Raw genomic sequence first — 18530 nt, 5'->3', positions numbered from 1 at the left:
GGTGCCTAGGCGGAAACGATGCCCACGTGCAGGTCCTGCGCCGGCGGCATCCAGCTGGCCGGGTCGGCGCTGGACTGCTCGCCGGAGCGGATGTCCTTGACCTCGTGGGAGCCGTCCTCGCCGATGAACCAGACGAATGGGATGCCGCGGCGGTCGGCGAACTTGATCTGCTTACCGAATTTCTCCGCCGCGGCCGCCACCTCCACGCAGATTCCGCGTGAGCGCAGGGCCGCTGCCACGTCCTGGGCATCGTGCCAGCCCTCGTCGTTGGCCAGTGCCACCAGAACCGCGGAGGGCACTGAGCGCGAGGCGGTGACCGAGGCCTCGGCAAGCATGCGCGAGACCAGCCGGGTCACACCGATGGAGAGCCCCACGCCCGGGTAGTTCTTGTTGCCCTTTGAGGCCAGGGATTCGTAGCGGCCACCAGAGCAGATCGAGCCCAGGGACTCGTGGCCCACCAACACAGTTTCGTAGACGGTGCCGGTGTAGTAATCCAGGCCGCGGGCGATGGAAAGGTCGGCGATGACCTTGCCCGGTGCGCGGCGCACTGCGGTGCGCACCACCTCGGCGAGCTCTTCCAGCCCCTCCTCGAGCAGCGGGTGCGACACGCCTAGCGCGCGCACTTGCCCGACGAACGAGTCGTCCAGGGTGCGGATCGATGCCAGCGCGAGCGCGGCCTCGGCCTGGGCGTCCGTGGCACCGAGCTCGGTACGCAGCAGTTCGGCGACCTTCTCCGCCCCAATCTTCTCCAACTTGTCGATCGAGCGCAGCACGCCCGCGGGGTCCTCCAGGCCCAGTCCCAAGTAGAAGCCCTCGGCGAGCTTGCGGTTGTTCACCCGCAGCATGAAATCGCCGATCGGCAGCGCCGAGAGGGCCTCGACGATCACCAGCGCCAGTTCCACGTCGTAGCGGAAGGGCAGCGTTCCCTCCCCGACCACGTCGATGTCTGCCTGCATGAACTCGCGGAAACGGCCGTCCTGCGGGCGCTCGCCCCGCCATACCTTCTGCATCTGGTAGCGGCGGAACGGGAAGGCCAGGTGCCCGGCGTTCTCCACCACGTAGCGGGCGAACGGGACAGTCAGGTCGAAGTGCAGGGCCAGCGCATTCGGGTCCGACTTAGCCGTTTCCTCGGCCGCCAGCCGGGAGAGTCCGTAGACCTCCTTGTCAATCTCGCCCTTGCGCAGCAGGTGCCCGACGGTTTCGACCGCTCGGGTTTCGATGTTTCCGAACCCATGGAGTTCGAAGGTCTTGCGCAGCGTATCCAACACGTGCTGCTCGATGGCACGCTCCTGGGGAAGCCATTCGGGGAAGCCGGACAGGGAGGCCTTGCGTGCCATGGGTGGGGTACTCCTCGTAGGTATTGAAAAATCGTTCGGACGGGGCCGGATACCCGGCAACAGCGGGTGCTACACGGGCCCGTCTCACCGCACAAGTCTAGTGCGCGGTGCGCGAAACCATGCGAATGAGTGCGGCTCGGGGTCCGAAACTACCGGCCGGGGCCCCGGACTGGGTAAAGTGGCCCTGATACCTGTTCCGGCGATACGCCCGGAACCGTTCCGAGTGAAAGAGTTTCAGCGGTGACCACCAGTCAGCAATCCGACGACAACGTCCAGCCGAGCACCGAAGCGGAAGGCCAGCCCGTAATGGAGCAGGCCGCCGCGGCGGAGGCACCCACCCCGGCAGCCCCGGCCCCGAAGCCGGCTGCGGTTCCCTCCCCGGCAGCCATGCCGCGCCCCGCGGCAGCCACCGCGGCAGCCACCGGCGTTGTCGCTCCTCCTGCCTTCAGCACTCCGCTGGAAGAAGCAGCGAAGCACAGCCGCGTGTCCGAGGATGGACACGTCTTCGTCATCATCGACGGCACCGAGCACCCCGTGGGCCAGTACCCGGATGCCGGCCCGGAGGAGGCCCTGGCCTACTTCGTGCGCAAGCACGACGATGTCGTTTCCCAGCTGATGCTGCTCGAGCAGCGCGTCGAAGCCAAGGCACCGAGCTCGGACATGGCCAAGACCCTTGACCACCTCGCCGCCACCGTTGCCGAGCGCACCATGGTCGGTGACCTGCCGGCACTGGAGGCCCGCATCGAAGCGGCCCGCGCCGCCGTATCGGCCCTGTCCGCCGCCGAGCGCCAGGCCCTGGAGGCGCTGCGCGCCACCGAGCTGGCGGCTCGCGAGGCCATCGTCGTGGAGGCGGAGGCACTTGCCGCACAGGACACCTCGGTGATCCAGTGGAAGCAGGGCTCGGCCCGCATGAACGAGCTGTTCGAAGCCTGGAAGGCCGCGCAGAAGCACGGCGTCCGCCTGGGCCGTTCCAACGAGGACAACCTCTGGAAGCGCTTCCGCGGTGCCCGCACCACGTTCGACCGCCACCGCCGCGCGTACTTCTCGCAGCTCGATGCCGCCAACGCCGAGGCAAAGTCCTCCAAGGAAGCGCTCATCGCGCGGGCCGAGGAACTTTCGCATTCCACCGACTGGGGAGCAACGGCCGGTGAATACCGCCGCCTGATGGAGGAGTGGAAGCTGTCCAAGCGCGCGTCACGCAAGGATGACGACGCCCTGTGGGCACGCTTCCGCGCCGCCCAGGATGTCTTCTTCGCTGCCCGCACCGCCGAGAACGACGCCATCGACGAGGAGTTCGGCGCGAACCTGATCGTCAAGGACGCCCTGCTGCTCGAGGCTAAGGCCCTGCTGCCGATCACCAACCTGGCCGCCGCCAAGAAGGCCCTGGATTCGATCCGCGACCGCTGGGAGTCCGCTGGCAAGGTACCGCGTGGCGACATGCAGCGCGTCGAGGCCGGCCTGCGCCAGGTCGAAGAGGCAGTGCGTTCGGCGGAGGACGAGGCCTGGCAGCGCTCCAACCCGGAGACCAAAGCCCGCACGAACTCGATGCTCACCCAGCTCGAGGACGCCATCGCCGAGCTTGAAGCCGACCTGGACAAGGCCCGCGCCAAGGGCGTGGAGTCCAAGATCCGCTCCGCAGAAGAGGCGCTGGAGGCGCGCCGCGCCTGGCTCGAGACGTTGCGCAAGTCCGCGGCGGACTTCCAGTAGCAGCAATACCGGGTCGCTGACCCGGCGGACAGGGGGCGGGTGCGCTCCCGACGGCCGACATGGCCGTGCGGCGGCGCACCTGCCCTTTTGCCTGCCCGACGCCCTGCCCTGGCTCCCGGCTGGTTATCCACAATGGCGCCCGGGTACTGTGCCGCGGCATCGACGCCTGCCACCGTGGAGGGATGAACACTACGCTTCCCGAGCTCCGCTCGATGATCATGCTCGCCGGGCACCCGTTTTCCCATGGTGAACTCCGGGCGATGGAACATCAGGGGATCATCCGCGAGGTGCTCCCGGGAACCTTCGTCGGCGCCGCGCAACCCGACACCGCTGCCATCCGCGCCGGCGCTGCCGCGGTCATTGCCGGGCCGAGGATGGGTCCGCACGGCATCATCGGGCGGCGCAGCGCCGCCTGGGTCTACGGCTGTTGGCCGATGCCCACGGAACTGGAAGTGCTCGTGGCCCGCTACCACCGGCCCAACGCCCAGGTACCGCTGCTGAAGATCAAACTATCGGAGTCAGCCGTCGATGACACGGAATTGTGCATGCTGGGCGGCGTCGCCGTGACATCGCCCCTGCGCACCGCAACCGATGTCGCCTTCAATTCACCGCCCGACGCGGCCCGATCCATCCTGGCCGCCATGGACGGCATCCCGCGTCTGGGCTGTCGGCTGGAAACTGTTCGCGATGCCGTGGCACTCTTCCACCGCCGGCCCGGCAGGATCCGCGCGCTGGCCCTGGTGGACAAGCTCATCGACGCCACGCCGGAACGCACCGCAGCGTAGGCGCCACGACCAACCCCGGCGACACCATGCGTGTTTGGCCCAGCGGCCGCTGCGCTGGCATCCCCCGCAATCATCGGTCGAAGCACGCGGTGTCCCGGCGACCCGGGAGTGCCCCAGGGAACCGGTACTGAACAACAGCCGCGGGCCATCGGGGAGATGCATGCCCCAGCTGCGGCCCGTCCGGCTTTTCCGCCCCCGTGGACGGATGGCCGCGGTGCGGACCTGGCTCAGGCGGGCTCGCCGGGCGATCCGTCCGCCGTGGTGTCCGGACAGGTCGGCGCCCGGCTCACCGAATACGAGCAGGCCCATGACCGAAGCGGTGCCCACACAGCCCAGCTGAGTAGTTGGCACACGTAGACCGGGCACGGAGCAGTCATCAACAAATCGGACTACCGGCCGTGGCCGCGGCCAGGGTGTCGACTGCGTACCAAAATGCCGGCCGGGACCTCGCCGACGGCGCCGGACGCGAATCGACCGGACCGGGTGGATTTCACCCGGTCCGGTCGATAGCCCGCTCGAACATTCAGCGCGCCATCGCTCCGGATGCCACCGGGCATCGGCTCAGGAGCGGCGGTTGCCCGCCGTGGTCCGGTAGACGTCATAGACCCCATCGATCCGACGCACCGCGTTGAGCACGTGGTTCAGGTATTTCGGGTCGCCCATCTCGAAGGAGAAGCGCGAGATGGCCACCCGGTCCCGCGAGGTATTCACGGAGGCCGAGAGGATGTTCACATGGTTGTCCGAGAGCACCTTGGTGACATCGGAGAGCAGCGACTTGCGGTCCAGTGCCTCGACCTGGATTTCTACCAGGAACACGCTGGACTTCGTCGGGGCCCATTCGACCTCCACCAGGCGATCCGGTTCGCTGCGCAGCTGCTCGAGGTTCACGCAATCGTTTCGGTGCACCGAGACGCCGGAACCGCGGGTGACGAAGCCCGTGATCTGGTCCGGGGGCACCGGAGTGCAGCAACGGGCCAACTTGATCAGGACCTCGCCGACGCCCTTGATGATGACACCCGAATCGGAGTTCTGCTGGCGCTGCGACGCGGCGAAGATCGGGGTGTCGTCGAGCCGCGCCTCCTCCACATCCGGCGCGCCGACCAGGGCGGTGAGGTGTTCGATCACGTTCTGCGCGGAGGTGTGCCCGTCGCCGACGGCCGCGTAGAGCGCGGAGATGTCATGGTGGCGCAGCTCCTGGGCCACGGCGGAAAGCGTGTCGTGGGTCATCAGCTTCTGCAGCGGCAGGTTGTTCTTCCTCAGCGCCTTGGTCAGCTGCTCCTTGCCCTTTTCGATCGCCTCTTCCCGGCGCTCCTTGGTGAACCACTGCCTGATCTTGTTCCGGGCCCGCGCGCTCTTGACGAAGCCCTGCCAGTCCTGGCTGGGACCGGCACCCTCGGCCTTGGAGGTGAAGACCTCGACCAAATCGCCGTGGTTCAGCTCGGAGTTCAGCGGCACCAGCTTGCCATTGACCCGGGCACCGATGGTGCGGTGCCCGACATCGGTGTGCACGGCGTAGGCGAAGTCCACCGGGGTGGATCCCGCCGGCAGCGCAAGCACCTCGCCCTTGGGCGTGAACACGAAAACCTCCGCCGCGTTGATCTCGAAGCGCAACGAATCGAGGAACTCGTCCGGATCCCTGGTTTCCTTCTGCCAGTCCAGCAGCGAGCGCAGCCAGTCCATGTCCTGCTCGGCACCGGCATCCTCGGACTTCGGGGAGCCGTGCTTGTACTTGAAATGTGCGGCGACGCCGTACTCGGCGCGCTGGTGCATCTCGTGGGTGCGGATCTGGATCTCTACCGGGCGGCCGCCGGGGCCGATCACGGTGGTGTGCAGCGACTGGTAGAGGTTGAACTTGGGCATCGCGATGTAGTCCTTGAACCGCCCCGGAAGCGGCGTCCACCGCGCGTGCAGCGTTCCGAGCGTCGCATAGCAGTCGCGCAGGGTATCGACCAGCACGCGCACGCCCATCAGGTCGTGGATGTCATCGAAGTCCTTGCCGCGCACGATCATCTTCTGGTAGATCGAGTAGTAGTGCTTGGGCCGGCCGGTGATGGTGGCCTTGATCCGGGCGTCGCGCAGATCGGACTCGATGGTGCCGCGCACCAGGCTCAGGTATTTCTCCCGTTCGGGGGTCCGCTCCCCCACCATCCGCACGATCTCCTCGTACACCTTGGGGTGCAACGCAGCGAAGGAGAGGTCCTCCAGCTCCCATTTGACCGTGTTCATACCCAGGCGATGCGCCAGCGGGGCAAAGATCTCCAGGGTCTCGCGGGCCTTCTTGGCACTGGATTCCGGGGAGACATAACGCCAGGTGCGGGCATTGTGCAGGCGGTCGGCCAGTTTGATCAGCAGCACGCGGATGTCGCGCGACATCGCGATGACCATCTTACGCACGGTTTCGGCCTGCGCCGCCTCCCCGAACTGGACCTTGTCGAGCTTGGTGACGCCGTCCACCAGCATCGCCACTTCGGGACCGAACTCGGCGGTGAGGTCCTCCAACGAGTAGTCGGTATCCTCGACCGTATCGTGCAGCAGGGCTGCGGCGAGGATCGTACCGGACATGCCCATTTCGGCGAGGATCGTGGCGACGGCGACGGGGTGGGTGATGTAGGGGTCGCCGCTCTTGCGTTTCTGGCCCTCGTGGTGGCGTTCGGCCACCGCGTAGGCGCGCACCAACAAGTCCAGGTCGGCCTTGGGGCTGTTCGCGCGGACGGTGCGCAGCAGCGGCTCGAGCGTGGGCGGCTGGGCCGTCGCGCTGCGTCCTGCCAAGCGCACGAGGCGCGAAATGGTGCCTTCCCTGCGTCCGCCGTTGTTCGGGGCGGGAACCGGTGCACCTGGAACCGTGGCCCGGGGATTCTCTGCCATGGTTGATCCTCTCTCAAAGGCGCCGATGCGACCCACCGGGTCCGCGCCCGGCGTCGCAGCGGGCCCCTTTCCCCCGCCGACGGATTCCGGCGGAAACAGGCCCTCATGCAAGGTTATAGCACGCTGGCATGAAGAACGGCGGGGCGCGGGTCCGAAGACCCGCGCCCCGCCGTCGGGGGTGTTCCTGACAGTGCGGGGCAGGGGTTAGGCCGAGACTTCGCGCTGCTCGAGCACCTGTGCGTCGTGCTTGCGGATCGCCGGTTCGTTCATGCGCATCGCCGCGTACAGCGGGGCCTGAACGAACACGGTGCACAGGGTGCCGACGATGATGCCGACGAATAGTGCCAGCGAGAGGTCCTGCAACGTGCCGGCGCCAAGCATGAAGGTGCCGATGAACAGGATCGAGCCCACGGGCAGCACGGCGACGACCGACGTGTTGATCGAGCGGACAAGGGTCTGGTTGATGGCCAGATTCACCAGTTCGGCAAAGGTGCGCTTCTTCTGCTCGAACACGTGGTGCGTGTTCTCGCGAATCTTATCGAACACCACGACCGTGTCGTACAGCGAGTAGCTCAGGATCGTCAGGAAGCCGATGATCGTCGAGGGGGTGACCTCGAAGTTCGACAGCGAGTAGATCCCGATGGTGATCACGACCACCGCGAACAGGCCGATGATCGCTGCAATGGACATTTTCCAGGTGCGGAAGTATGCCGCCATCAGCAGCGTCACCAGCACCACGAACACGACCAGGCCCCAAAGCGCCTGCCGTGACACGTCTGCACCCCAGGACGGGCCGATGAACGTGGAGGTGACTTCGGACTTGTTCACGCCGTAGGCGTCGGCAAGGGCCTGCGCAACCTGGACCGTCTGCTCATCGGAGAGCTTGTCGGTCTGGATGCGCATGGTGTTGGCGGCGATGTTCGTCACGCTCGGGTGGCTGTCCGGGGCGATCTGTGACACGGCCTGCTCGCCGGGCGCGATGTCCTGGTGGGCGACGCCGGAGATGGTGAACTCCGAACCGCCGCGGAACTCGATGCCCAGGTTGAAACCGCCCTTGGCGATGGGCAGGATGATCGACGCGAGGACCAGGATGCCAGCGATTAGGAACCAGATCTTGCGTTTGCCGATGAACGGGTAGGAGCGCTTTCCGGTGTAGAGCTCATTGCCCCAAGTTGCGAGATTAGCCACGGTCGGATTCCTTCGTGTCGGCGTTTCCGGTCGAACCGGTCTTGGCGGCGGCCTGCCGGCGCTCGGCAATGGTCTGTCGGCGTTCGGCCTCGGCCGCGGCAGCTGTATTCTTCTTGCCGCGTGCCTCCGGGGCCTCTTGGTTGAAGCGGCGGATCTGGCCGGCCCCGCGGTACAGCGGAACGGCACCGAGCAGCGAAGGATCCAGGCCCGAAAGCCGGTGTCCCTGGCCGAAGAACTTCGTCTGTGCCAGAATCTGCAGCATCGGGTGAGTGAACAGGAAGACCACGACGAGGTCGGCGATGGCCGTCAGTCCCAGCGTGAACGCAAAGCCCTTCACATTGCCCACTGCCACCATGTACAGCACGAAGGCCGCGAGCAGGTTGACCGCCTTGGAGGCGATGATGGTGCGCTTGGCACGCTTCCAGCCGGTTTCGACCGCCGAGATCAGCGCACGGCCCTCACGCAGCTCATCACGCACGCGTTCGAAGTACACGATGAACGAGTCGGCGGTGAGGCCGATGGCGACGATGATGCCGGCGATGCCAGCCAGCGACAGCCGGTAGTTCTGCGCCCAGCCCAGCAGGATGATCGCCTGATAGGTCAGGACGCCGGCCACGATCAGCGAGGCCATCGTGACCAAGCCGAGCAGACGGTATTGGAAGAAGGAATAGATGGCAACCAGAACCAGGCCGATGATGCCGGAAATCAGGCCCATGCGCAGTTGATCGGTGCCCAGCGTGGCGGAGATCTGCTGCTCGCTCTGAATGGTGAAGCTGATCGGCAGTGCGCCGTACTTCAGCTGTTCGGCCAAATCCTTCGCGGAGGCCTCGGTAAAGCCGCCGGTGATGGAGGCCCGTCCGTCGGCGATGATTGCCTGCGAACGCGGTGCTGAGATGACCGTGCCGTCCAGCAGGATCGCGAATTGGTTACGCGGCGGAGCAAGCGGAGTGATGCGCTCGGTGACGGTGCGGAACGCGGCCTGGCCCGGACCGGTGAACTCGAGGTTCACGGACCAGCCACCGGTGGGAGCACCCTGGCTGTTGCGCTCGGGGCCTGAGCTGGCATCCTTGATGTCAGTGCCGGGAACCTCGACGGGACCCAGGATGTAGGTCGTCGCCGTCGACGGTTCACAGGCGACCATCGGCTTGGTCGGATCGTGTACGACCGATGCGCCCTTGCCGATCTCGGCGACGCAGTCAAAGGCCTCGAATTCCTTCTGCAGCTTGGCGTCGACCCAGTTCGGATCCGAACCGTTTTCCGGCTTGGCCGTCGGCTTGGGGAGGTCCTTCGCAGGGGTCCGCTGGTCCTCGGGGACGGCGGTGACCCGCTGATCGGCCTCGATGACGGCACGGAATTCCATGTTCGCCGAGGCTTTGATCAGCTCCCGGGTCTTCGCATCGGGCACGCCCGGCATGGAAACCACGACGTTCTTCCCGGACTGGGTGGTGATCTCGGCTTCGGAGACACCGGAACCGTCAACGCGATCACGGATAATCTGCACTGCCTGGTCAAGCTGTTCCTGCGTGGCCGGGGCCCCGCCGGATACCTGGGGCGCGAGGATCATCTGGGTTCCGCCCTCGAGGTCGAGCGCGAGTTTCGGTGCAAACGAGGCGTTATTGGTCATGATCCCAACACCCATCAGGATGCTGAGCATGATGAAGATTACGCCGAGCCACAGCAGCGCCTTGCGCGCGTGCCTGATCGGGCCTGTTTTAGACATCGAGAGACTTTCTTCTTGTCACGCCGCATGCATGGCGCTGATTCGGCTGAGCCCGGGAGGCTCCCGTCAGGGTGCCTCCCGGGCCGCTGTCTTTCCACTGCAACAGCGCCCGGCGATGTGGCGGGGCGCTATGGCAGTGGTATGAAATTCGTGGGTTAGGCCTTGGGGCCGTTGTCACCGTCGAGGCGGCGAAGCGTCTCTTCCGGCGTTTCGCCGGCGGTCAGATCGCGGGTTTCGGATGCCTTGTCCATGGTCAGCGAGGAAACGTCGTCGGGGGCCGTGATGCTCGGTTCCTGGACGGTGACCTTGGCGACTGCCTGTGAGTGGACCGTCACCGTGTTGCCCGGGGAGACCTCAAGGACGACCTTGTTGTTCTCGGTGTCGATCTCACGGACCGTGCCGAAGAGCCCGAACTGCGTCATGACCTCAGTGCCGACGGCCAGGGAAGAGCGCAGTGTCTCCTGGGCCTTTGCTGCCTTTTTGCGACCACGGAACATGGTGAAGATCAGGAAGCCGAATGCAAGCAGCATGATCAGAAGCATCGGATCAAACGGCTTGGCTGCGGCGGGGGTGGCTGTGGCTAGGATGTTGATAAGCACGGGTTGACTACCTGTTCTTGTATCTATTGGGACGGCCGGGCGCAGTACGGATTGGCCGGTCGGGCGACTTCCATTGTAGCCGCCGCAGCTGAACGGCGATGTGACCTCCGCCATCGTGTTCACTCTGGGCGCGAATGCAATTGCACACAGCACCCCGGGTCCCGGCCCCGCTATTCCGCTTCGGCGGGGCTTTCAATGTCCTCGGGCAGCTGCCCGGCAAACACTGCATCGGCGGGCATCCGCAGTCCGAGGTGGTCCCAGGCGGCCGCCGTGGCGATCCGGCCGCGAGGGGTGCGTCCGAGCAGGCCCTCGCGGACCAGGAACGGTTCGGCGACGCTTTCCACCGTCTCGGTTTCCTCCCCCACGGCAATCGCCAGGGTGGACAGCCCCACCGGTCCCCCGCCGAACTTCGTGCACAGAGCGTGCAGCACCGAACGGTCCAGCCGGTCCAGGCCACGGGCATCGACCTCATACATGTCCAATGCGGCCGAGGCGGCCCGGGCATCGATCTGCTCCAGCCCGTTGACCAGGGCCCAGTCGCGCACGCGTCGCAGCAGCCGGTTGGCAATGCGGGGGGTTCCGCGCGATCGTCCGGCAATTTCGGAGAAACCGGCCGAATTCACTGCGAGATCCATCAGCATGGCCGAGCGGCGCAGCACCAGCTCGAGCTCCTGCGTGGAGTAGAACTCCAGGTGCCCGGTGAAGCCGAATCGGTCGCGCAGCGGACCCGGCAACAACCCGGCTCGGGTGGTGGCCCCGACCAGGGTGAAGGGCGGCAGCTCAAGTGGTATCGCGGTGGCGCCGGCGCCCTTGCCCACGATGATGTCGACGCGGAAGTCCTCCATCGCCATGTAGAGCATTTCCTCCGCGGGACGGCTCATCCGGTGGATTTCGTCCAGGAAAAGCACCTCGCCCTCGGAGAGCGAGGAAAGGATGGCGGCCAGGTCCCCGGCGTGCTGGATGGCGGGGCCGGAGCTGATCCGCAGCGGAGCGTTCATTTCCGCCGCGACGATCATCGCCAGCGTCGTCTTGCCCAGCCCGGGAGGACCCGACAACAGCACGTGGTCGGCCGTGCGTTCGCGGATGCGCGAGGCCTGCAGGACCAGGTCCAGCTGTTGGCGCACGCGTACCTGTCCGACGAAGTCATCGAGGTTCTTGGGGCGCAGCGCGGACTCCATGGCCCGCTCCTCGGGTCCGGAACCCGTCGTGGTCAGCGATTCGTCGTTGCTCATGGTTTCCCGGGGTTCCTAACGGGTGCGGCCAAGGGAGCGCAGCACGGTGCGCAGGATCTCCGGGACGTTGCCGGTGGCAACTGCATCCGGATCGGACTTCTCCAGCGCGTCAAGCGCCTTGCCGGCATCCTTTTCGGTCCAGCCGAGCCCGGTGAGCGCCTCGAGCACCTGGCCCCGCCAGGCGTCTGCGACCGGCGTGCCGGGCGCCGTGGCGCCGCTTCCGGTGGGGGCGAGCTTGCCCGCGAGTTCCAGCACGATGCGCTGGGCTCCCTTGGGGCCGATGCCCGAAACCTTGGTGAAGGCCTTGGTGTCCTTGGTGTGGGTGGCGACGCGCACGTCCTCGGGCGTATGGACGGCCAGGATGGCCAACGCCGTGCGGGGGCCGACGCCGGCTACGCCGAGTAGCACCTCGAAGACGTCGCGCTCCTCGGTGTCGGCGAAACCGAACAGGGTCATCGATTCCTCGCGCACCACCATCGAGGTGTGGACCATGGCGTCGCGTCCGACGTGCAGGTTCGAAAGCGTCTGCGGGGTGGCGTTGACCAGCATTCCGAATCCACCGACGTTGATGACTGCGGTATTCAGGCCGACGTGCTGAACCGCACCGTTGAGAGAACTGATCATGCCTTGGGGTCGCCTCCGGCGTCGAATCCCGGGCAGCGCGCCCGGGGATGCGAATACATTTACGAATAGCCTACAGCTTTGTACCTCAGGCTGCGAACAGCGGCACTGGCTTATTTCCTCTCGGACTCAGCGTGAGCGGACCGTCCGCGCCTTGGCCGACGCCTCGGCAGCGGCCCAGGCCAGCTGGGCGGGGGTCAGCCCCGAGCTTCGGGCCGCCACTGCAGCGACGGTGGGCGCCGATGCGGTGGCGTGGGAGCCGGGTGCGGCGCCTCGCCAACCGTGCGTGATGGCCAGCGCTGCGGCATCGGCGGCATCGGCCGGCTTCGGTGGTTCATCGAGGCGCAGGATCTTGGCCACCATCTTGCCCACTGCCGCCTTGTTCGAGCTGCCACTGCCGGTAACCGCGGCCTTCACCTCGGTGGGCGTATGCAGCGCCACGGGGATGCCGCGGCGGGCGGCGGCGACGATCACCACGCCCGTGACCTGGGCGACGCCCATCACCGTGGAGACGTTCATCTGGCTGAACACGCGTTCGAGCGCGACCACGTCGGGCCGGTGCTTGTCCAGCCAGGCGTCGATGCCGTCGGCGATCACCAGCAGCCGCGCGTCAAGCGCCACCCCCGGGTCGGTGCCGATGACCGTGACATCAACAAGCGTGGCCCTGCGGTTGGGTTCGACGTCGACCACGGCCAACCCGCAACGGGTCAGTCCGGGGTCGACGCCTACCACCCGCAAGGCCATCTGGGTGCTACTCCGCGTCCAGCTGGGCGTGGATCTCGGCCGAGATTTCGGCATTCGAGTACACGTTCTGCACGTCGTCAAGTTCCTCGAGCGCGTCGAAGAGCTTGATGAACTTCGCCGCGCCATCGACGTCCAGTTCGACCTGCATCGAGGGGACGAACTCGACCTCGTCGGTCTCGTACTCGATGCCGGCCTCCTCGAGGGCTGCGACAATGGCGCGCAGGTCTCCGGGCTCGGCATGGATTTCGAAATTGTCGCCCGATTCCTTGACCTCGTCGGCTCCGGCATCGAGCACGACCATCAGCAGGTCATCCTCGGTCAGGTCCTTCTTCGGCAGCGTAATGACGGCCTTGCGGGCGAAGAGGTAGGCAACGGATCCCGGGTCGGCGACGGTGCCGCCGTTGCGGGTGATGCCCAGGCGCACCTCGGAAGCCGCGCGGTTCTTGTTGTCGGTGAGGCACTCGATCAGCAGCGCCGAGCCCTGCGGGCCGCGTGCTTCATAGATGATCTCGGTGTAGTCGATGACCTCGCCGGTCAGGCCGGCGCCGCGCTTGATGGCGCGGTCGATGTTGTCATTGGGGACCGAAGTCTTCTTTGCCTTGGCAACGGCAACTTCGAGGCCGGGGTTGCCGGCCATGTCAGCGCCGCCCGCGCGGGCAGCGACCTCGATGTTCTTGATCAGCTTGGCGAACGCCTTGGCGCGCCTGCTGTCGAGGATTGCCTTCTTGTGTTTCGTGGTTGCCCATTTGGAGTGGCCGGACATGCTTACGCGTCTCCTCTGATCATCTTAATGAATAATTCGTGAATTCGACTTTCCCCATTCACCTCGGGGTGAAAGGAGGTCGCCAAGAGATTTCCCGAACGAACTGCGACAATTCTACCGACCGAGTCCACACCGGGCCGCATTTGCCCTTCCGGGTCCGGGACCCGCGCCAATACCCGGACGCCGGCGCCGGCGGTTTCAACCCAGGGAGCACGGATGAAGACGGCTCGCACCGGGTCGGTGAAACCCTCGAAATCGATGTCGGATTCAAATGAATCGACCTGCCGGCCAAACGCGTTGCGGCGAACCACCATATCGATGCCGCCGAAACTCTGCTGCGGATTTCCCGCACTATCGGTGCTCGCATCGGCGATGGTATCCGCCAACAGGATCATCCCGGCGCAGGATCCGTAGACCGGCAGGCCCTCGGCAATCCGCTGCTTCAGCACCGGTGCCACGCCGTAGGTCCTGGCCAGCTTGTCGATGACCGTCGACTCCCCTCCGGGGAGCACCAGGCCCTCCAGTCCGTCCAGTTCCTCGGGGCGGCGCACGGGGACCGGGTCGGCTCCCAACCTGCGTAGCATCTGAACATGTTCCCTGACATCACCCTGCAGGGCGAGCACACCTATACGGTTCACGCTTGATCGCTTCCTCCCGGGCACATGCCCGGAAACGGTTTGTGTGCCCGACAGCGGCCGGGCGCACTAAAGCGTACTCCGGCCACGCCCCTCCGGCGCCCGTCATGACGCGCCGCATCCGGCCAACCGCGCCCGGGAACCAAGTTGGCTACCTACCGGCCGGAATCCATGGCGTGGCACCGTCCTTGGCGGCACCCATCGCGTTGACCGTCCCGGCGGTGCGTTTCAGCGAGGCTGCATCCACCGCGGCATTGGTACAGGGCTTTCGCGCCGGGGCGGGCAGCGCACACCAGCGCGAGGGGTTTTCGGCCATGATGTGCCCGGCCCATTGCGGGGCGGCGGGCTTCCAGCTCTTGCCGCTGCGTTCGAAGCGCATCTTCACGCTCAGTCCCTCGCGGTTCAGCGGGTTGTTCGTCGCGTGCTTGGCCACCGAATTGCCCAGACCGTATACGATCCAGGTCCCCGCGTGCTTTTCAAGCGGCAGCACCGAGTGCGTGTGGTGGGAGTAGATGAAGTCAAAGGCCCCGGATTCAGCCAGGGCCCGATTCAGGGCGATCTGGTCGGCGGAGGCCCGGTCCGTGTATTCCACCCCGGCATGCAGCCCGGCGACGACCAGGTCGGCACCCGCGGCCCGCGCTGCCTTGGCCCGGGCAATGAGCCCGGCCTTCCCGATGCCGTCCACGCGCCAGGGCATGTCGGCCACCTGCCCGTTCAGCCCATAGGCGCCCGCAATGAGGGCGATCTCCGCCCCGCGGGATTCAATCAGCAGCGGTTTGAGGGATTCGGCACGGGTCCGGTAGGAGCCGGTATGGACCAAACCGGCATCATCGAGCGCGTCGAGGGTCCGCACCACGCCGGCGGTTCCCGCGTCGATGGTGTGGTTGCTGGCTGTGGTGCAACCGTCGTAGCCGACCTGCTTCAGCGCGGGCAGGATCTGCGGGGGGACGTTGAAGCCCGGGTAACCGGAATAGGGTCCCGGCGATGCGGCGACGGGGGTTTCGAGGTTGCAGATCGCCACCTCCGCCTCGTCCAGCAGGGGTTTGATTCCGGAGACCAGCGGGAAGTAGTCGGGCGCGGCTGTGGATCCATCGGCGATGGCCTGTTCCCAGAGCGCGGGGTGCAGCAGCACATCGCCGGTGACCACCAGGTCCAGGCAGTCATCGGCCCCGCAGTCATCGAGCGATCCCAGCGGCGGCGCGGCGGTGGTCGTAGCCTTGGGGGCCTTGGCTGCGGTCGGCTTGCCCGGAGCGGTGCTTGCGTCCGGTGCGGCCGGCGCCCCACCGGCACTGGCCGGGGTCTCGGAAACCCGCATGCCCGACGGCGTTGCCGTCGGTTCGCTCCCTTGCCCCGAGCAGGCGCCAAGGGCCAACGTGGACGCCAGCAAGAAGGCGGCCGGGAGCGCGCGGCGGGAAGCGGAGTTCGGTGCTGGCATGCCCCCGAGCCTATCGCGCATGGCGAAACAACGGCGCGGGAACGTGCCTGCGCGGGGCCGGTATGACAGGCTTGGGCCATGCCTAATCCGTTGCTCGAACGTAGCCCCCTGCCGTACGAACTTCCCGATTTTCCGCTCATCGGCCCGGCCGATTACCTTCAGGCCGCGACGCTTGGAGCGCGGGAACAGCTGACCGAGCTGGCCCTGCTCGCCACCGACGCCTCCCCCGCCACCTTCGAGACGACGTTCGTCGCGCTGGAACGCAGCGGCCAGTTGCTGCGCCGCACGCTGATGGCCTATTCGAACGTGCTTCCCTCGCACGGGACTGCCGAACTGCTGGACATCGACGCCCGCATGCAGGCGCTGTCCAACGCACACCACGACGCCATCCATCTGGACGGGGACCTGTATGCGCGCCTGCTGCAGGTTGACGCCTCCGCCCTGCGCGGGGAGGATGCCCGACTGGTCGAACAGACGCTGCGCGACTTCCGCCAGGCCGGGGCCGAACTCCAACCCGCCGCCAAGGAAGCCCTGCGCTCACTGAACGCCAGCATCACCGAGCTTTCCTCCACCTACTCGCGCCGCCTGCTGGCCGGACTCAACGACGCCGCCGTGCACTTCGACTCGGCCGCCGATCTCGCCGGACTCGACGCCGCCGCGTTGGAGAACGCGGCAGCAGCAGCGCTGGCCGCGGGCTATGAGGGCGGCTACCTGATCACAATGATCCTGCCCACGGCACAGCCGGTGCTCGAACAGCTCGAACTGTCCGCCACGCGGCGTCGGATCTTCGAGGCCTCGCTGAACCGCGGCACCGCCGGGGAGCACAAGACCATCGATATCGGCGCCCGAATGGCCGAACTGCGTGCCGACCGCGCGGCGCTGCTGGGCTACGCCACCCACGCCGACTACGCCTTGGCCGCCCAGACGGCCCCGTCGCTGGCGGCGGTCCGCGAACGCCTCGCCGCCCTGGTCCCCGCGGCCCTGGCCAATGCCCGCACTGAGGCGGACATCCTCTCCGCTGCCACCGGCTCACCCATCCGCCCCTGGGACTGGGCATTCCGCTCGGCCGCCGTGGCCCGGGATCGCTATGCTGTGGATCGTGCCGCCCTGCGCCCCTGGTTCGAGCTGGACAAGGTCATCACGGACGGCGTGTTCGCCGCTGCCACGGGCCTGTACGGGATCACGTTCACCGAGCGCCCCGACCTGCCGGTCATGCACCCGGACGTGCGCACCTGGGAGGTCGCCAACGTCGACGGTTCGGCCCTCGGCCTGTTCACCGGCGACTACTTCGCCCGGCCCACCAAGGCCGGAGGCGCGTGGATGAACTCGATCCGCGACGGCGCCTCGCTGCTGGGTGAGCTGCCGGTGGTCACCAACAACCTGAACATCCCCGCGCCTGCACCCGGTGCCCCCGCCCTGCTGAGCCTGGACGAGTTGACCACTGTTTTCCACGAGTTCGGGCATGCGCTGCATGGGCTCTTTTCCGCTGCCACCTACCCCTCGCTCGCGGGTACCAACGTGCCGCGGGACTTCGTTGAGTATCCCTCCCAGGTCAACGAGATGTGGGCGACTTGGCCCGAGCTGGCTCACCGTTACGCGGTGCACCATGAGACCGGCGAAGCACTGCCCGAGGGCATCCTGGAGAAACTCGACGCCGCGTCACTATGGGGCGAGGGCTTCGCCACCACCGAATACCTCGGCGCCGCCGTGCTCGATCTGGCCTGGCATTCGCTCACCACCGGACAGCGGGTGGAAGACCCGCTGTCCTTTGAACGCGATGCGTTGCTGGAAGCCGGACTGGATCCCGAACTTGTCCCGCCGCGTTACCGGACCGGGTATTTCAAGCATGTCTTCGACGGCGGCTACGCTGCAGGGTACTACTCTTACATCTGGTCCGAAGTGCTAGATGCCGACACCGTTGAATGGTTCAAGGAAAACGGCGGCCTTTCCCGCTCCGCCGGTGAGGTGTTCCGCAACGAACTGCTCGCCCGCGGCAACACGCGCGATCCGTTGGAGTCCTACCGGGCCTTCAGGGGCCGTGACGCACGCATCGAACCGCTGCTCGAACGACGTGGATTGAAGGGGTAACAAAGCACATGCCGACCATTGGTTCCGCCCAGAAGTCGCTGTCCGCATGGCATCAGGCCATGGCTGTGGCCACCGGCGGCAAGGTGTTCACCACCCATGAATGTTCCTGGGCCTGGCAGCCCGCCCGCCGCCGACTGGTTCTGCTCTTCCCCGAGAACGCCAACGAAGCCGGGCTGCGCCCCGGTCTGGCCGAAGGAACCCGCCTCGGTGCCCGCCGGATCGAGGCCTGGATCAATTCCGGCGCCGGGGGCACCGGACTGCATCAGGCCGGCTTCCGCGACGCCTCCCAGATCAGCTGGCATGCCGGTAATCCCTCACCGCAGTGGGAGCGCTGGAATGGACGAGTACGTCTGGGCATCGACGTGCCCGAGGCCCAGGGTGCAGATGCCCTGGAACTCAAGGTCGCCAACCTGTGGCGCGACCCGAAGGCCGCCGGGCTGACAGCCGGCCACGCCGCCCTGCGCCGGGTGGAGCATGCCAGCGCCCGGACACTTGACGGGGATCTGGTCGGGCGGGCATTCGCCCAGCAGAGCATTGGCGGGGAGGTGGCACTCTACGGTCTTGCCGTCGCCAGTGACCACCGCCGTCAGGGTGCCGGTACCGCACTGCTCCACGCCCTGGCCCACGGCATGACGAATCCGCTGGCTTTGGCTGAGGGAGCAGCTCCGGAACTCATCGCCGCCGGATCCCCCGGTTCCGCCGAGTTCTTCGAGGCCTCCGGGATGCGTCTGCTGGGCCGCGGCCGGCATATGGTGCTGCGCTAAATCCCGGAACGACGAACACCACGGGCGTTTCGGGTGTGTAAACACTG

15 protein-coding genes are annotated in these 18530 nt (G+C 66.7%); 4 read left to right on the top strand and 11 right to left on the bottom strand.

Annotation, left to right across the window (positions count from 1 at the left end; all coding sequences use genetic code 11):
* Positions 1–5: 5 nt before the first annotated feature.
* Positions 6–1337 carry a histidine--tRNA ligase gene (gene hisS, locus E9229_RS16215; RefSeq protein WP_183512672.1) on the bottom strand — a complete coding sequence of 444 codons (1332 nt, stop codon included), beginning with the start codon at positions 1335–1337 and terminating at the stop codon, positions 6–8.
* Positions 1338–1577: 240 nt separating this feature from the next.
* Here hisS and E9229_RS16210 point away from each other — a divergent pair, with 240 nt between their 5' ends.
* Together E9229_RS16210 and E9229_RS16205 are read left to right on the top strand one after the other, a co-directional pair.
* Positions 1578–3044 (top strand): DUF349 domain-containing protein, encoded by a 1467-nt coding sequence (locus tag E9229_RS16210; RefSeq protein WP_407671380.1) that lies wholly within the window; start codon positions 1578–1580, stop codon positions 3042–3044.
* A gap of 182 nt (positions 3045–3226) precedes the next feature.
* Positions 3227–3829 carry a type IV toxin-antitoxin system AbiEi family antitoxin gene (locus E9229_RS16205; protein ID WP_183512671.1) on the top strand — a complete coding sequence of 201 codons (603 nt, stop codon included), beginning with the start codon at positions 3227–3229 and terminating at the stop codon, positions 3827–3829.
* 561 nt (positions 3830–4390) lie between these two features.
* Here the strand turns inward: E9229_RS16205 and E9229_RS16200 are convergent.
* From E9229_RS16200 to E9229_RS16155, 10 genes are all read right to left on the bottom strand, one after another.
* Positions 4391–6694, bottom strand: a complete 2304-nt coding sequence (locus E9229_RS16200; protein ID WP_183512670.1) for a RelA/SpoT family protein — start codon at positions 6692–6694, stop codon at positions 4391–4393.
* 204 nt (positions 6695–6898) lie between these two features.
* On the bottom strand, positions 6899–7882 hold the full coding sequence (gene secF / locus E9229_RS16195) for a protein translocase subunit SecF (RefSeq protein ID WP_183512669.1): 984 nt from the start codon (positions 7880–7882) through the stop codon (positions 6899–6901).
* Positions 7875–9602, bottom strand: coding sequence for a protein translocase subunit SecD (gene secD, locus E9229_RS16190; protein ID WP_183512668.1), 1728 nt, complete (start codon positions 9600–9602; stop codon positions 7875–7877). The genes secF and secD overlap by 8 nt, the downstream gene beginning before the upstream one ends.
* Before the next feature lie 155 nt (positions 9603–9757).
* Positions 9758–10201 (bottom strand): preprotein translocase subunit YajC, encoded by a 444-nt coding sequence (gene yajC / locus E9229_RS16185; protein ID WP_312855733.1) that lies wholly within the window; start codon positions 10199–10201, stop codon positions 9758–9760.
* A gap of 170 nt (positions 10202–10371) precedes the next feature.
* Positions 10372–11433, bottom strand: a complete 1062-nt coding sequence (gene ruvB, locus E9229_RS16180; RefSeq protein WP_183512667.1) for a Holliday junction branch migration DNA helicase RuvB — start codon at positions 11431–11433, stop codon at positions 10372–10374.
* 15 nt (positions 11434–11448) lie between these two features.
* A complete protein-coding gene (gene ruvA, locus E9229_RS16175) occupies positions 11449–12057 on the bottom strand; it encodes a Holliday junction branch migration protein RuvA (protein ID WP_183512666.1) in 609 nt (202 codons plus the stop codon).
* Between the two features lie 126 nt (positions 12058–12183).
* On the bottom strand, positions 12184–12798 hold the full coding sequence (gene ruvC, locus E9229_RS16170) for a crossover junction endodeoxyribonuclease RuvC (protein ID WP_183512665.1): 615 nt from the start codon (positions 12796–12798) through the stop codon (positions 12184–12186).
* Positions 12799–12805: 7 nt separating this feature from the next.
* Positions 12806–13561 (bottom strand): YebC/PmpR family DNA-binding transcriptional regulator, encoded by a 756-nt coding sequence (locus tag E9229_RS16165; protein WP_183512664.1) that lies wholly within the window; start codon positions 13559–13561, stop codon positions 12806–12808.
* A gap of 2 nt (positions 13562–13563) precedes the next feature.
* Positions 13564–14253, bottom strand: coding sequence for a pyridoxal 5'-phosphate synthase glutaminase subunit PdxT (gene pdxT / locus E9229_RS16160; RefSeq protein WP_221184745.1), 690 nt, complete (start codon positions 14251–14253; stop codon positions 13564–13566).
* 94 nt (positions 14254–14347) lie between these two features.
* A complete protein-coding gene (locus E9229_RS16155; RefSeq protein WP_246380829.1) occupies positions 14348–15631 on the bottom strand; it encodes a CapA family protein in 1284 nt (427 codons plus the stop codon).
* Between the two features lie 78 nt (positions 15632–15709).
* On the opposite strand from E9229_RS16155, the gene E9229_RS16150 reads away from it, so the two are divergent.
* Both E9229_RS16150 and E9229_RS16145 read left to right on the top strand, forming a co-directional pair.
* On the top strand, positions 15710–17719 hold the full coding sequence (locus tag E9229_RS16150; protein WP_183512661.1) for a M3 family metallopeptidase: 2010 nt from the start codon (positions 15710–15712) through the stop codon (positions 17717–17719).
* Between the two features lie 8 nt (positions 17720–17727).
* Positions 17728–18483 carry a GNAT family N-acetyltransferase gene (locus E9229_RS16145; RefSeq protein ID WP_183512660.1) on the top strand — a complete coding sequence of 252 codons (756 nt, stop codon included), beginning with the start codon at positions 17728–17730 and terminating at the stop codon, positions 18481–18483.
* Positions 18484–18530 lie beyond the last annotated feature (47 nt).

This window comes from Paeniglutamicibacter cryotolerans (assembly GCF_014190875.1).
Classification (GTDB): domain Bacteria; phylum Actinomycetota; class Actinomycetes; order Actinomycetales; family Micrococcaceae; genus Paeniglutamicibacter; species Paeniglutamicibacter cryotolerans.
The sequence above is the reverse complement of the archived record's forward strand: the minus strand, read 5'-3'. Positions and strand labels throughout refer to the sequence as shown.

Excerpts from the sequence above, each read along its gene's own strand:
- hisS (WP_183512672.1), bottom strand. The coding sequence starts at position 1,337 with ATGGCACGCAAGGCCTCCCTGTCCGGCTTCCCCGAATGGCTTCCCCAG.
- E9229_RS16205 (WP_183512671.1), top strand. The coding sequence starts at position 3,227 with ATGAACACTACGCTTCCCGAGCTCCGCTCGATGATCATGCTCGCCGGG.
- E9229_RS16200 (WP_183512670.1), bottom strand. The coding sequence starts at position 6,694 with ATGGCAGAGAATCCCCGGGCCACGGTTCCAGGTGCACCGGTTCCCGCC.
- secD (WP_183512668.1), bottom strand. The coding sequence starts at position 9,602 with ATGTCTAAAACAGGCCCGATCAGGCACGCGCGCAAGGCGCTGCTGTGG.
- ruvB (WP_183512667.1), bottom strand. The coding sequence starts at position 11,433 with ATGAGCAACGACGAATCGCTGACCACGACGGGTTCCGGACCCGAGGAG.
- ruvA (WP_183512666.1), bottom strand. The coding sequence starts at position 12,057 with ATGATCAGTTCTCTCAACGGTGCGGTTCAGCACGTCGGCCTGAATACC.
- ruvC (WP_183512665.1), bottom strand. The coding sequence starts at position 12,798 with ATGGCCTTGCGGGTGGTAGGCGTCGACCCCGGACTGACCCGTTGCGGG.
- E9229_RS16165 (WP_183512664.1), bottom strand. The coding sequence starts at position 13,561 with ATGTCCGGCCACTCCAAATGGGCAACCACGAAACACAAGAAGGCAATC.
- E9229_RS16155 (WP_246380829.1), bottom strand. The coding sequence starts at position 15,631 with ATGCCAGCACCGAACTCCGCTTCCCGCCGCGCGCTCCCGGCCGCCTTC.
- E9229_RS16150 (WP_183512661.1), top strand. The coding sequence starts at position 15,710 with ATGCCTAATCCGTTGCTCGAACGTAGCCCCCTGCCGTACGAACTTCCC.
- E9229_RS16145 (WP_183512660.1), top strand. The coding sequence starts at position 17,728 with ATGCCGACCATTGGTTCCGCCCAGAAGTCGCTGTCCGCATGGCATCAG.